We start from the raw sequence: 15,415 nt of genomic DNA, 5'->3' as shown, positions 1-15,415 counted from the left end.
ATGTCCATGATCTCCGCCGCGCTGCTGCGACTGCGCCTGATCACGCGCTATGCCGAACTGCGACGCAGTCTGGAACGCATTGTCGGATCGCGCGACCAGGCGTCGGCCGCGCTGCATGAAACCTGGTTGCGCCTGGACGTGGCCAAGCCCGCCAGCCCGGTGCTGAATCCCGATGCCTACCTGCTGCGCATGGCGGCGCGCATCGCCACCGACGATTGGCGGCGCAACCGCGAACTGCTGGGCGACGACGAGCGCGAGGCGTTGCTGTATGTCGCCGATGAAACCGCCGATCCGCAGCGGATTGTTGCGGCGCGCCGCGACGTGCGAACGCTTGAGGCGGCCATGGAGGAGTTGCCGCCGCGTCAGCGCGCCATTCTGGCTGCGGCGCGGGTGGACGGACTGCTCAATGCCGAGATCGCGGAACGTTTCGAGATATCGGTGGCCATGGTGAAAAAGGAACTGGCCGCGGCCATGCGGCATTGCCGCGAACGCCTGGCCGGCACCGAGGCAGTGGCCAATGGCGATCTTGTAGGCCGGCGGAAATTCTGACACGATGCTTGGCGCCATGAACCCTTCAGAAGACCCCGACCGCTTGCGGCGCGAAGCCGAGCAATGGTGGTTGCGCCTGCGCGACCGCGACGCGACGCGTGGTGACGCCGAGGCGATGAGGCAATGGCGTGCGCGCAGCCCGTCGCATGCTCGCGCCTGGAACGAGGTGGCGCAGTTGTGGCAGGACATGGAACCGGTATTGCGCCAGGCTGTCCGTGGCGATCCCGGGCTGGCGCATCCGCGCGCCAGGGGCCTGAGCCGGCCGGCCCGCCGGGCGTTCCTGGGGGCGGTGGCGGCGGGCGGCGCGGCGGTGGCGGTGTGGCCGCCGCTGTCCCTGTGGCCGTCATTGCTGGATTTCACGGCAGACTTCCGTACCGGCACGGCGGAGCAGCGCGAGCTGGCGCTGTCGGACCAGCTGCGCGTGCAGATGAACACGCAGACGCGCATCAACCAGCGCGGCGCACAAGCCGGCAACGAGGCCATCGAGCTGGTGGCGGGCGAAGCCCAGGTAGAAGCGGTCGGCAGCGGTGCGCCAGTGGTCGTCTACGCCGGGGCTGGCGCCACGCGCGCGCGGCAGGCGCGCTTCAACCTGCGCTACACCGGACCGCAGGTCTGCGTCACGTGCCTGCAGGGGACGGTCCAGGTGGAGTCGGCGGGCGCAATGCAGACCCTGGCGCAAGGCGAGCAGATCCTCTACGACGACGCAGGCCTGCACCCGGCGCTGGCCGTGGATACCGTGCAAGTGAATGCCTGGCGCACGGGCACGCTCAGTTTTGCGGGGCAGACGCTGGCCGAGGTGGTCGACGAGATCAACCGCTATCGCGCTGGCCGCGTGCTGGTGCGCAACGCCGACCTGGCAGAACGGCGCGTGCGCATGCGCTTCGAGATTACGCAGACCGATCTGGCGCTGCACATGCTGCGCGACCTGTATGGCGCGCAGCTGACGCGCCTGCCCGGCGGCATTGTGTTGTTGAGCTGATTGCACGGTTACAAAAAAATCCGTCGTTTCCGGTAGCCCTTCCATCGCGTCCTTTCGTCATTGGAGTATGAGCCGCCATCACGCGCCCTGACTGCGCCGATGCCGTGCCCGTACTCCCTTGGCTACTCGGATCAGGATTGCCCGCTATGACATCGCGTCTCCGCAAACTCCCTATGACCCGCCTTGCTGCGGTCGGCTCGCGGGCAGGCCGGCTCAAGCCGCTGCCAGCGGCACTGGCGGTGCTGCTGGTGTCGGGGGGTGTCGCTGCGCCAGCATCGGCGCAGCAGGCGTTCAGCGGCGGCTGGTTTGCGGCCAAGAGCGCGACGCAGGCGCAGGCAGCCGCCACGGGCCGGTTGCCCAATGGTGCGCCGGTGACCTCGCTTACCGGCGCGCGGCAGTCGCAGGCGGCGCGCGACCAGTTGCAGCGGTCGGTCGGTAATTTGGGCCGGACCGCGGCGGCGATCACCGCGCAGCAGGCGGCGCAGCGCGCCGCGCGCGACGCAGCATTGGCATCGGGCGCACCCGTGCCGGACGGCTTGGCCGAGGGCGGGTTGAAGGTGGACGCCAATCCGTTGACGGCCGGGTGGCGCAACGCCAAGGCGCCCGTGCAGACGCTGCAGGACGGGCGCGCCAGGGTCGCCATCGAGCAGACCGGCACGAAGGCGGTTCTGAACTGGGAGACGTTCAACGTGGGCTCACGCACCACGGTGGAATTCCAGCAGGAGCCGACCTGGGCGGTGCTTAACCGCGTCAATGATCCCGGAGCGCGGCCTTCGGTGATTCAAGGGCAGATCAAAGCCGGCGGTACGGTCATGGTGGTCAACCGCAACGGGGTGATCTTCGACGGCTCGTCGCAGGTGAACGCGCGCAATCTGGTGGCGGCGGCGGCGCGGATTACCGATGCGCAGTTCGAGAACAACGGCCTGTACGGGCCGGACGACAAGACGCCCACCTTCACGGATGCGCTGGGCAAGGTGGAATTGCGGCCCGGCGCGGCCATCGAGACCAACCGCCCCGCGACCGTGACGCAGTCTGGCGGCTATGTGCTGTTGCTGGGCCGTGAAGTCGACAACGCGGGTTCCATCGTGACGGCCAAGGGGCAGGCAGCGCTGGCGGCGGGCGACAGCTTCGTGATCAAGCGCGGCCAAGGCACCGAGGGTAACGCCGCGTCGACAACGCGCGGCAACGAAATCGTACCCACGGGCAGCGGCGTGGTGAGCCATCGCGGCCTGATCCTGTCGCCGCAGGGCGACATCACCTTGGCAGCGCGCACCGTCGAACAGGCCGGTGTGCTGGCGTCCACTACGTCGGTGGATTCGCGCGGCACCATCCACCTGAACGGCGCGGGCGTCGATGCCGCCGTGACGCTGCGCCCCGGAGCAATCACCGCCATCCTGGTGGATGCGGATAACGCAGCCGCGCTGGACGGCCAGCGCGACAACCTGATGCTGCCCAGCGTCAACCCGACCGCCGCGTTGGCGCTTGCCGACCCCAACCGGCGCGAGCTGTCGCTGGTGCAGGTCGATAGCGGCGGCACGGTTGACTTCCAGGGTGCTTCGCTGACGCTTGCGACTGGCGGCCAGGTCGCGGTCAAGGCGGGCGCGCGCGCGCTTGTGCGCGAGGGTGCGCAGATCGACGTGGCCGGCGCGGTCGGCGTGGCGGTCTCGATGGAATCGAACAACATCAAAATCAATCTGCAGGGCAACGAACAGCGCGATTCACCGCTGAACCGCGACGACGCCCGCCTCAATAATTCCGACGTGTGGCTGGACCGGCGCACGCTGATCCAGGTGGCCAGCGGCGCTGGCGGCTACGAGGGCGACCGCTGGTACAGCGGCGGCGGCTTGCTGGAAGTGGGCGGCTATCTGGGAACGCTGGCGGTGCCGGCGAGCCATTGGCTGGCGCAGGGCGGCCAGGTCCGCTTCGAAGGCGCCGAAGTGGTGACGCAGGCCGGCTCGACCATCAACCTGTCGGGCGGCACGCTGGACGTGCAGTCCGGTACGTTGCGGCAAACCTGGCTGCGCGGCCAGGACGGCCGCCTCTACTCGGCCGACCGGGCGCCGGCCGATATGCTGTTCACCGGGATCTACCGCGGCTACGAACAGCGTTCCGAGCGTTGGGGCGAAAAGGCCACGCGCCGCTTCTACAACGCGCTGCTGGCGCCGCGCACGCGCGACGAGGACGGCTACACGGTGGGACGCGACGCGGGGGCGCTGGTGATCTCGACCCGTAGCGCCGTGCTGGAAGGGGACCTGGTCAGCGATACCTACCAGGGCGTGCGCCAGGACCGCGCGCCGCAGGCCGGGTTGGACGGCTACCGCCAGTCCCAGCGCGCCGTGGCGCGCCGTGGCGCGCTGGTGGTGGGCAACGACCTGCGCTATTACGACCCGGCCACCAAGCTTGTGCATTACCAGCTGGGCGCCACCGGTGACACCGTGGCCGAGGTGACTCTGGGCACGGGCAGGGAGCGCTTGGCCGACGGGCTGGAACTTGCCGCCGCCTTGCCGCAGGAGAACCAGGGCAAGCTGTTCCTGGACGTGGACCGGCTCAATGGTTTTTCGCTGGGCCGGGTGCGCATCGCCGCCGGCCGGTCCATCACGGTCGACTCGGCCTTGCGTAGTGCCGATGGCGGCGAGATCACGCTCTTCGCGCCCGACGTGGACATCAGGGCCAACCTGGTCAGTCGCGGCGGCCTGATCCAGGCTGGCAACGTGTTGCTGCAACCCAGCTTCCTGGCCCCGCGGCTCGAGGATGCGGCGCTGGCGCCGCAGCCCAAGCAGCTTGCGCGCCTGCATGTCGCCTCCGGCGTGGTGCTGGATGCGCGCGGCGTCTGGGCCAACTTGCTGCGCGACGCCGAGAGCCTGGCGGGACTTCCCGTACGCGACGGCGGCCGTGTGGCGCTACGGGGTACGGGCGACGTGATCGTGGACGCGGGCAGCGTGTTGGACGTGTCTGCCGGGGCATCGGTGATGGCCGATGGCAAACTGCAGGGCGGCAAGGGGGGCAGCCTGACGTTGGCCGCCCATGCGCCGAGCAGCGTTCCGTCCGGCGGTGGCCTGCTGGCGTTTGACGGAGAGGTACGCGGCTACGGCGTGACGGGCGGCGGCACGTTGTCCGTCGCCAGCGGCGGGCGCCTCGTGCTGGGCGGTCCGTCCGGCCCGCTGGATGCCGAGGCGTTGCGGCTGGATACGTCCTTGTTCCGCACCGGTTTCGGCCAGTACGAGATCAATGGCTACCAGGGGCTGGCCGTGGCAGATGGCGCGCAAATCGACGTCGCCATGCCAGTGCTGCGGTTAGAGGGCGGCATCGCGCAGGCCCCCGGGTCTCGCGCCCAACCCGGCGACGTCCTGTCGCTGTGGACGCCGCCGCTGTACATGGAAGACCCGTTGCGCGGCGTGTTGACGCAACGCGTCGGCGCCGACCTGGCGCTGTACTCGGACCGGGCCGCGCAAGGCGGGCCGATCGTCGTGGGCGAAGGCGCGCGGATCAGCGTCGACCCAGGCCGCTCCATTCAGATCAAGGGCGCTGACCAGATCACCGTGCTGGGCCGGCTCGACGCCTGGGGCGGGCGCATTTCGATTCAGGAGCCGCGCATCGGCGAGCAGCCCTATGTGCCCAAAGCCAATTCCCGATCAGTCTGGATCGGCGAACAGGCCGTGCTGGACGTGGCCGGGCGCAGCCATGTCGCCGTGGATGCCAAGGGACAGCGCTACGGACTCGTGCAGGCAGGGGGCGCGATCGAGATTGGCGGCAAGCTCGACTGGGAGGCCGATGCCGATACCACCAGCCGTCCCATCGACCGGCACCTCATCCTGCGGCCGGGCTCGCTGCTGGACGCGTCGGGCGCGCAGGCTGTGTTGGACCTGTCGGGTCGCGGCGCCACGATCGTGAGTTCTGACGGCGGCGCCATCGTGTTGTCTTCGGCCAATAGCCTGCATCTGGACGGCGCGATGCGCGCGGCGGCGGGATCGGATCGCGCGGCTGGCGGCACCCTGGGCATTTCGTTCGGCGGCGCGTTCTATCAGCGCAATCTTTCGCCAGAAGCGGCGGTGCAACGGGAGCGGCAACTGGTGCTGGCGCAGCACCAGGGCGACAGCATGCTGGCCGCGGACCTGCGGCCGGGTGAATCCACCCCGGCGCTGGCCTACGGCTACGGGCGCCTGGGCGTGGACCGCATCGAGGCCGGGGGCTTTGACAACCTGGCGGTGAATGCCGACCTGCGCGCCGACGGCAGCGTCGCGCTGGCCATGCGCCAGAGCTTGCGGCTGTCGGGGGCGCTGTCGCTGGTCGACGCTGCGCCTGCCGCCAGCAAGGTGAGCCTGGCCGCGCCCTACGTATTGCTCAATCAGGCGCGCTACAAGCCGCTGGAAGGCGCCGATTTTTTCCTGCAGTTGGTTTCCGCCCCGTTGAAGTATTTCAACGCAGCTCACCGGCTGGACGTGTCGGCCGGCCTGCTGGATGTGCGGGGCAGCAGGAACCTGATCAGCTTCGACGACGTGCAGTTGGACGTGCAGGGCGACGTGCGCCTGGGCGCCGCGGGATTCGGCGACCGGGGCTTGAACAACAAGCTGGCCGCGCCCAATCGGTTGACGTTGACCGCCGCGCAGATCTACCCGGTCACCCGGTCTGGCGGCATCATCGCCATGGGCGAATACACAGTCCTGGGGCCGCAGGGAGAAATTGCCAAATACAACCCCGATGCCGTTCTGACGCTTCGGCGCGCCGCGGGCGACACGCCGGCCACGCCGTATTCCGCGTTCGGCGCCATCACGCTGGCTGCGCCGCTGATCGAGCAGGGCGGGGTGCTGCGCGCCCCCTTGGGCGGCATTACGTTCGAAAGCAAATCTGAAACCCCGAGCACCGTCCGGTTCCTGCCGGGCAGCCTGACGTCCATCAGCGGCGACGGGTTGGTCATGCCGTATGGCGGCACGGTGGATGGCGTGAAGTACCTGTATGCCGGCAAGGAGGTGGAGCTGGACGCGACCCGCTCTGACGGCTTCCTGAGCCGCAAGATCAACATCCAGGGCAAGGTGATCGAGGTGGCCGAGGGCGCTGTGCTGGACCTGTCCGGCGGCGGCGAATTGACGGGCGGCACCTTCGTGCGCGGTCGGGGCGGTTCGGTCGACGTGCTGCGCTACGCCATGGCCGACGCCAATCCGGGATTCGGATTCAGCCGTTCTGGCAATGCGGTCTACGCCATCGTGCCGGGCTTTGGGGGCAGCCAGGCGCCGGTCGCCCCCGACGCGGGCGCCGGCAGTCCCGCCGTGGGGCGGCAGGTGACGATCGAAGCCGGCGTGCCGGGCCTGCCCCCCGGCACTTATACCTTGCTGCCATCGACCTACGCGCTGCTGCCCGGTGCGTTCCGCGTCGAGCTGGGCGCGCAGGGCATCAATGAGGCGTCCGTGGCCGCGCGCACGCGCGGCGGTTCGTGGGTAGGCAGCGGCCGGTTGGGCACGGCCTTGACCGGTCAGGTCGCGACGCTGTCCACTCGACTCTTGATCACGCCGGCCGACGTGGTGCGGCGCCATGCGCAATACAACGAGACGACCTACAACGCCTTCGTGCTTGCGGACGCGGCGCGCAAAGGTACCCAGCGAGGGATGTTGACCACGGATGCCCGGACGTTGCACCTGAGCCTGGCGGAAGGCGCCGGCCGGGAAGGCAGTCCGGCGCTGTCGTTCAAGGGGGCGGCGCGGTTCGACGTCCCCCAAGGCAGCGGCGCCTATGCGGGCCGGCTGGCGGTGACGGGACCGGTCAGCGGGATTGAGATCCTGGCGCCGGGACAGGCGCCCATCCTGCCCCCGAAGGCCGCGGCCCTTTACGCCACGGATCTGAACGCGCTGTCCCCGGGGGCGATGTTCATCGGCGGCGTGGCGGGCGTGGCGGGAACCTATGAAACTGGCGCACGCAACGTGGGTGGCGATGCCCAGGAGGTGGTGGTGCGCAGTGGCGCAGTGTTGCGGGCGCCAGAAATTTTCCTGTATGCGGTCGATGGCGGGCGCGGCATCGTGGTCGAGCAAGGCGCGACGCTGTCCACGCTTGGCCGCGGCGACGTGGCACAGGATGCGCGCACCGGGCTCTATTACCAGTCGATCACCGGTGCCACGCTGGCCGTATCGAACGGCCTGGTAAACCTGTTGCCGCCGTCGAGCGGCGCGGGCACGGCAGTGGACGTGGGGGGGTGTATCGCGGACTGCGCGGGGATGGCCCGCTTGTTGTCGGAAGGTTCCATCGGCGCGTCCACCAATGGTGCGTTCACCTGGCGCGACACGGTGCAATACGGCACGCGCAACCTGGCGCTGAGCGTCTCGGCCGTCAACATGGGCAGTGCCGAGGCGCTGGCCCAGGCCGGTGCGGCAGGCCGCCTGCCGCCGGGCATGGTGCTGAACCAGGACGTGCTGGGCAATTTGCTGCGCGGGAACACGGCGCTGGAAGCCCCGGCGCTTGAAAGCCTGATCCTGAACGCTGGCGAATCCGTCAACGTGTACGGCTCGGTATCGCTGGACGCGCGCGGCGCCGGCGGCCGGTCGCTGCAGCGCCTGGTGCTGGGCGCGCCGGCCATCTACGGTTACGGCGCGGCAGGCGATACCGCCACCATCGCTGCCGCCGAATTCGTCTGGGCGGGTTCGGTTGCCGCCGATCGCAGCGGCGCGAGTGGAGCTGGCGCCAGCAAACCTCAGGCCCCGGGGGGCGCGATGTTGGACAGCCTGGGGAGCGGCGGCCTGAACATCGTGGCTGACGTGATCCGGCTGGAGTCCTCCCCCTTCCAGTTGCCAAACGTGCTGGTGCCCGCCGAACGCCTGATGCTGGGCTTTGCCTCCGTGTCGCTGGACGCCGCGCAGATGATCTCGGGCCGGGCCCGCGGCGGCCTGTCCGTGTATCACGGGCAAGACGGCTACACCGCCGAAGACGGTTGGCGCTATCGCGGCGGCGACCTGCTCATCCGCACGCCGCTCCTGACCGGCGAAGCGGGTTCGGCGATGGCGATCAAGGCTGGCGGCGCGTTGAACATTTCCGGTTCGGGCGCGTCCCCCGCGGCGCGCGACGCGCTGGGCGCCAGCCTGAGCCTGGCGGGCCGCAGCGTCGTCCTGGATACGACGGTAGCGCTGCCGTCAGGCAAGCTCTCGATCAAGGCCGATGGCGACATCGTGCTGGGCGCGGATTCCCGGATCGACGTGTCCGGCCGCGAGGTCCGCTTGCTTGACGTGTCGCGCTTCAGTTGGGGCGGCGATGTGGAATTGCAAAGCATGGCGGGCAACATCACACAGGCGCGAGGCGGGCTTATCGACGTGTCGGCGCAGCACAACCGTGCGGGCCGCATTCAGGCGATCGCGCTGGGCGCGGATGCCGGCCGAGTGGACCTGGGCGGCGCGTTCCGCGGCACGGCCTCCGGCGTGTACGACGCGGGCGGCACGCGGGTGCCGTATGAAGGTGCTGAAGCCGTACTGCGGGCGCAGACCCTGGCCGACTTTGCCGACTTGAACGCGCGCCTGACCGAAGGGGGGGTCTTCGGCGCCCGGCGTTTCCAGATCAAGCGTGGCGACGTGGTGGTCGGTGACGAGCTGCGGGCCAGGCATGTGGAACTGGTGGCGGACGGCGGCAGCCTGACCGTCAATGGCCGCATCGACGCCAGCGGCTCGCAGGTAGGCAGCATCCGCCTGGCAGCCATGCGCGACCTGGTCATCAACGGCATGCTGGATGCTCATGGCACCGGCCTGCGCGTGGACAGCTACGGCAAGATCATCGACAGCGCCAACCGCGCCATCGTCGACCTGACGTCCCGCGAAGGCACGCTGACGCTGGGCGCCGGCGCAGGCGTCGACCTGCGCGCCGGCACCGGGGCGCAGAACCACGACGGCGTCGCCCGCGGCACGCTGGACCTGAACGCGCGCCGCCTCGGTGGCGGCGCGGAGCAGGGCGCCATTGCGGGCTCGGGCGACGGCGCCCGCGACGTGGCCGTGGTGGTGGCGGGCAGCCCCGCCATCCTGGGCGCGAAGACGATCGCCGTGAACGCCTTCCGCCGCTACAACGACGCGCCGCTGGCCGACGCGCCCGACGTCACCGGTAAGCTTCCCCAGCAGGTTACGCAGGGCTATCTGGACGGCATCGATCTGCAGAGCCAATCCTTCATGACCGCGGCGCTGGGCAATCCCGCGCTGGCGGGCCGCCTGTCCGGCCTCGGCAATTACCATTTGCGTCCCGGCGTGGAGGTAGTCAGCGCCACGTCGGACGGAGACCTGAGCGTGGTCGGCGATATCGATCTGTCCAATTACCGCTATGGGCCGGGCACAGACCGCATGACGCCCGCGCGGCGCGGCTTTGGCGAGCCAGGCGTGCTGGTGCTGCGCGCCGGCGGCAACCTGAACGTCTACGGCAGCATCAACGACGGCTTCGCACCCCCGCCGGATTCGCCTGACGATGCGTCGGGCTGGCAGTTGGTGGAGGGGCGCTACGGCTTGCAGGCCGTGACGCCTTACGGCGGCGATCTGGTGGTGCCCATCGGCGGCGTCAAGCTGGAAGCGGGTTCCTCGTTCCCGGCCGGCCGCGCGCTGAACTACGACTTGCCCGCCAGCCCCGCGACGCTGCCGGTGGGCACGGTGCTGCCGGTGGCCATGACGCTGAACGCGCCCCTGTCGCTGCCGGGCGGCCTGGTGCTGACTGGCGATGTGACGACGGCCGGCGGCACCCTGCTGCGGGCCGGCACGGTATTGCCTGGCGAAGTCAAACTCGACCCCGGTGCGCAGTTGGGCGCCGGCTTTGTCCTGCGCAGCAACGCCACCATGCGCGCATTCACGTGGCCCAAGGGCGTGGCGCTACCGGCCGAGCTGGTGGCCAGCAGGCAGATCGTGTTGGCGCAGGGGGCGTTGATACCGTCCCAGACCAAGGTGGTGCTGCAAGACGGCAAACCGGTGGATCTGAGGCCCAAAGGCCCTGACGGCAAACAAGGCCGCAACTGGGCGCTGGCGCCCATGTTGGCCCCGGGCGCCAGCGCCTGGAGCCTGACTGCCGTGGCCGGCGCTGACCTGGATTCTGCTGATGTGCGCGCCCGCAACGTGTTGAGCAAGGGCGATCTGGTGCTGGCCGATACCCACTACGGCCAGTCGGGGCGAGCAACCGAAACCACCAAGACGATCTTTGTTGGCGTCATGGTGCTGACGCAGGCCGGCGCCGATGAACTGTTCGGGGATTCCACGCTGGTCGGCAAGCCCGTCAAGGAACTGGCCGAGGGATGGGGCTTCGATTGGGAGGAGGTGTGCGGTTGGGGCGCCTATTGCACGCCCGCGCCGCGTACAGTGTCCGAGACGGGGTCGCTGAACTGGTGGGGCGATTTGAGCTGGGTCGGCAAACCGGTTGAGCAACTCGCCATCGAGCTGGGCGTGACGCCGGAGGAATTTTGCGCCGACGCGAGCAACTGCGCCGGCGGCGGAACGTCGGAAACGATCGTCACCCGCGAGTACAAGTATGGCTTTGGCTCGCCAGCGTTCAGCGTATTGCGCACCGGCGCCGGCGACCTGTCGCTGCTGGCCGGCCGCGACGTGGGCATGGCCTCGCTGTACGGCGTCTACACCGCCGGCACGCAGTCGTCGCTTGGCGCGGCCGACGCGCGCTTCAACCTGCCGCGCGGCTACGATATCAATACCGGCCCCTTGGGATTGATTCAGATGGACGGCAAGTATGACGCCGCCCTGGCGGCCTATCAGGCCTGGTACCCCGAGCAAGGCGGCAATCTGACCGTGCAGGCCGGGCGTGACATCTATGGCGATGCGCTGGGTTCGAACGCCGACAACGGCATGGTGTTCGACTATGCCTCCGCCCGCGCTCGTTATGCCAGCACGATGACCGGCGCCTGGCTCTGGCGCCAGGGCAGCATCGGCACACCGGGCGTGGCCGACATCGCGCCCAGTTGGTGGATCAACTTCGGCACCTACGCGGTCGAGGGTGCCATAGGCGGCGGCAACCGGGAGCCCAGGCTGGTCGGCTTTACCGGCTTCGGCACGCTGGGCGGCGGCAACCTCAGCATCGCTGCGGGGCGCGATGCCGGCATTCGCGATGCGCGTGGCGACGCGGCCCGGTACGTCAACGGCGTGGAACCGCGCTCGCAAGGCTTGACTGCCGCGGTCGGCAGCACCGGCCGGGTGGTCGATGGCAACGTCGTGCTGACGGGTGGCGGCGACCTCGACCTGCGAATCGGCGGCAGCCTCAATCCGGCATTGAACGCTACCCAGCTGGATGCGAGGGGACCGTATACCGGCGGCACCGATCATCTGGACTTGAACGGCGTGCTGGTCAACTTGCGTGGCAGTCTGGCCGTGTCGGCCGGCCAGTTGGGCGGCATGGAACTGCGTTACGGCGACGGCGCTGGCCTGCGCGCCAAGGACCCTTTTGCCGTGGCGTCAGCCCGGCCTATGGGCGGCCCGAGGCTGGTGTTGGGCGACGCGGTGGCGTGGATCGACACGCGCTCGGACCTGGTGCTGGGCGGCGTCAGCGACCCGGGGCGTGTCACGCAGGTCAACTCCAGCCCATACCAGCGCAGCGGCGACGCGCAGCCCGCGACCGGCGGCGGCAATGGCTGGTTTACGTTGTGGACGCCGACCACGGCCATCAATCTGTTTTCGGCGGGCGGTAACCTGACGCCGATGACCGTCAGCAACAGCCGGTTTTCCGGTGACGAACTGAACCCGGAATATACGCATATCGGCCCGTCGGGCCGCAGCTATTACGTCTATCCGTCGATCCTGCGCGCCGTGGCGGCCAACGGCAACATCATGCTTGCCTCCAATGCCGCGGACCAGGCCAACCCGGTGCTGCTGCTGGCGCCGTCGGCGAACGGCCAGCTTGAAATGCTGGCGGGCAGGTCCATCTTGGCGCAAAACGCGTACACCGTGTCGATGTCGTCCGCCGACGCGCCATTGCCCACGCCCTTGCGTCCGGCTTTCAGCGCGTTCACCACCGATCTCAACGCCAATTCCCTCCTCACCAACACCAGCAGGGAAGGGGTGGTGCAAGGGGGCGCTGCGTACGCGAAGCCGCTGTTCACGTTCGGACCCGGTACGCCGTTGGACCGTGCGTTGCATGCGGGGGATGACGCCGTCGTCCGCTTTTATGCGGCCGCCGGCGACGTGGTGGGCCTCAAGAGTGGTTCGGTCGTCGACATGTCGGGTTCGGTCGTTCGCAGCATAGACACCTGGTACGAAGCCGCCATGCCGGTATCGGTTCGGGCCGGCCGCGACATCCTGGGACTGGACATCACCGCCGTGCACAACAACGCGCGCGATCTGTCGCTGATCGAAGCCGGTCGCGATATCGTCTACGCCAACGCGCAGGTCGCTGGCCCGGGCACGTTGTTGATGCAGGCGGCACGCCAACTGCGCCAGGACGATGTGGCCAGCGTGCGCAGCCTGGGCGCCATCGTGCGCGGCGACACCCGGCCCGGCGCTGACCTGGCCGTGCTGGCTGGCGTCGGCACGGCGGGTCCGGATTATGCGGGCTTCCTTGCGCGGTATCTCGATGACTCGCGTGGGCTGCGGGCGGGGGAGGCGTTGGGCGCGAATCCGGACAAGGTGGCGCTGGCCTACGGCGGTGAACTGACGTTGCGCGGTTGGCTTGCGGCCGAATTCGGCTACACGGGCGATGATGGCGGGGCGCCTGCCGAACTGATGCGCCAGCAGGCGTTGCGCGATGCCGACGCCGGCCAGGCCCGGCGGGATTTGGCAACCGACTTTGAACAGAATAGCGGCGCCTATCTGGTCAACTGGCTGCGCAAGCACCACGGCTATCAAGGCGGCGAAGCGGGCGCAGGGGCCGCGCTGGCGGCGCTGGCGCCGGCCGAGCTCGGCATCTATGCACGCCAGTTGTTTTTCGCCGAACTGAAAGAAGGGGGACGCGAGTACAACGACGGCGGCGGCCCGCGCTTTGGCAGCTACCTGCGCGGGCGCCGCGCCATCGCGGCTCTGTTCCCCGATGCCGACTCCGCCGGCACGCCTTTGCGTTATGAGGGCAGCTTCACGATGTATGGCGGCGCGGGCCTGCGCAGCAATTTCGGCGGCGACATCCAGCTGCTGACGCCGGGCGGCCAGCAGGTGCTGGGCGTTGAAGGCGTGGCGCCACCGGCCAGCGCAGGCGTGGTGACGCAAGGGCAGGGCAATATCCAGCTGTATGCGCAAGGCAGCCTGCTGCTGGGCCAAAGCCGCATCATGACCACGTTCGGCGGGCACATCCAGGCTTGGTCGGCCGAAGGCGACATCAACGCGGGCCGCGGCGCCAAGACGACGGTGCTGTACACGCCGCCGCGGCGCGTGTACGACGCCTATGGGAATGTGGTGCTGTCGCCTACCGTGCCTTCCACCGGCGCGGGAATCGGCACGCTGGCGCCGATTCCCGAGGTGCCGGCGGGCGACGTGGATCTGATCGCGCCCTTGGGCACCATCGACGCGGGCGAGGCCGGCATCCGCGTGTCGGGCAACGTCAACGTGGCGGCGCTGCATGTGGTGAACGCGGCCAATATCCAGGTGCAGGGCGACAGCAAGGGCATTCCGATTGCGGTGTCGGTCAACACCAATGCGTTGACCAGCGCCAGCGCGGCGGCGACGACGGCTTCCTCCGCGGCGCAGGATGTCATGCAGCGCGAGCGGTCGGCGGCGCGGCAGAATCAGCCGTCCGTCTTCAACGTGCAGATCCTTGGCTTCGGCACCGAGCCATTGCCGGCGGGCAGCGGCGGGGACGCGCCGCCGCCCAAGCCGCCGTCGCCGTCGGCATCCTATGACCCCGGCAGTGCCGTGCGGGTCTTGGGGCTGGGCGAGCTGCCCGCGCAGGCGCAGCAGCAATTGACGGATCGCGAGCAAAGCAATCTGGGCCGGCTGTAGCGGCAACGGGCAGGCCGGGGCAGATGCCTCGGCCTGCCCGCACACCATCCATCCATTGCGGTCCGGCGTCGATTTTCGCCGGATGGCCGTTACCGGACATACCTGAATGATGAATCCGATATCGACCGTAAGCCGGCGGCCGGCACCCGCTTTGCCACCGCCCTGGTGCGAGGGCGAAGCGTGGCGCGCGCCGCGTCCCCCGGCGTGGTCAGCCCCGCAGGTGGCGTGGCATGACGAAACGCCGGCGGCCCGCCCCACGCTTGCCGACCTAGTTGCTGGCGGTGACACTGCGGCGCGCTTGCGCGCGCACCTGAGCGGCAGCTACGCAGCGCTGCATGGCCGGCTTGCGCGACGATTCGGCTGCGCCGACCTGGCGCGCGAATGCCTGCACGATACTTGGCTTCGACTGGCGCGGCCGGTGGCCGGAGAGGTGCGGCAGGCGGATGCCTACGTGTTCCGCATGGCCTGTCACCTGGCGATCGACCGCCTGCGCGCGCAAGCGTCATGGTTGTCGCTGGATGATCCGGACGCGGGATTGCCCGAGCCGATCGACGAGAGTCCCGGCCCGCAGACCGTGGCGGAGGGCAGGTCGGCCCTGATGGCGTTGGCGCAGATCATGGAGGGATTGCCCCGTCGGCAGCGCGCCGTGCTGATCGCGCTGCGGGTGGAGGGGCGCAGCCGAGGCGATGCCGCTGAATGGCTGGGCATGTCGTTGCGGTCGGTGGATACCGCGCTGCGCCAGGCGTTGCGACACTGCGAGAAAGCGGCGGCGCAGGCCCGGTGAGGCCGTAGCCCTGCACCCTGTTCAATCTTGAAGATAAACCTGCCCGTCTGGCTTCAGGCAGGGCGTCAGCGCCTTGAATGGCACGGTGGCGTGCGTTCCCAGGCAAGCCCCCGACGCATGGCCCACCCCGGACACCGACAGGCCTAGCGCGTCCGGCGTCTGCGCACCAAAGGCAAGATACTGCGGCCATGAATCCGCGCAGTCTTCCAGGTTGGGAAGTTGATCGGCGCGGTCCTCAGG

Annotated in this window: 4 protein-coding genes; all 4 read left to right on the top strand. The window is 69.2% G+C overall.

Going from position 1 to position 15,415, the window contains the following annotated elements; genetic code table 11:
* Positions 1-549, top strand: coding sequence for an RNA polymerase sigma factor (locus A9973_RS11410; protein WP_183013893.1), 549 nt, complete (start codon positions 1-3; stop codon positions 547-549).
* 16 nt (positions 550-565) lie between these two features.
* Complete coding sequence (locus A9973_RS11405) at positions 566-1,528, top strand: FecR domain-containing protein (protein ID WP_183013892.1); 963 nt, start codon at positions 566-568, stop codon at positions 1,526-1,528.
* A 173-nt stretch (positions 1,529-1,701) separates the two neighbouring features.
* Positions 1,702-14,391 (top strand): filamentous haemagglutinin family protein, encoded by a 12,690-nt coding sequence (locus A9973_RS11400; protein ID WP_183013891.1) that lies wholly within the window; start codon positions 1,702-1,704, stop codon positions 14,389-14,391.
* Positions 14,392-14,497: 106 nt separating this feature from the next.
* Positions 14,498-15,175, top strand: coding sequence for an RNA polymerase sigma factor (locus tag A9973_RS11395; RefSeq protein ID WP_183013890.1), 678 nt, complete (start codon positions 14,498-14,500; stop codon positions 15,173-15,175).
* Positions 15,176-15,415 lie beyond the last annotated feature (240 nt).

This window comes from Achromobacter sp. UMC46, assembly GCF_014170335.1.
Lineage (GTDB): Bacteria > Pseudomonadota > Gammaproteobacteria > Burkholderiales > Burkholderiaceae_B > Achromobacter.
The sequence above is the reverse complement of the archived record's forward strand: the minus strand, read 5'-3'. Positions and strand labels throughout refer to the sequence as shown.

Excerpts from the sequence above, each read along its gene's own strand:
- A9973_RS11405 (WP_183013892.1), top strand. The coding sequence starts at position 566 with ATGAACCCTTCAGAAGACCCCGACCGCTTGCGGCGCGAAGCCGAGCAA.
- A9973_RS11395 (WP_183013890.1), top strand. The coding sequence starts at position 14,498 with ATGATGAATCCGATATCGACCGTAAGCCGGCGGCCGGCACCCGCTTTG.
- A9973_RS11400 (WP_183013891.1), top strand. The coding sequence starts at position 1,702 with ATGACCCGCCTTGCTGCGGTCGGCTCGCGGGCAGGCCGGCTCAAGCCG.
- A9973_RS11410 (WP_183013893.1), top strand. The coding sequence starts at position 1 with ATGTCCATGATCTCCGCCGCGCTGCTGCGACTGCGCCTGATCACGCGC.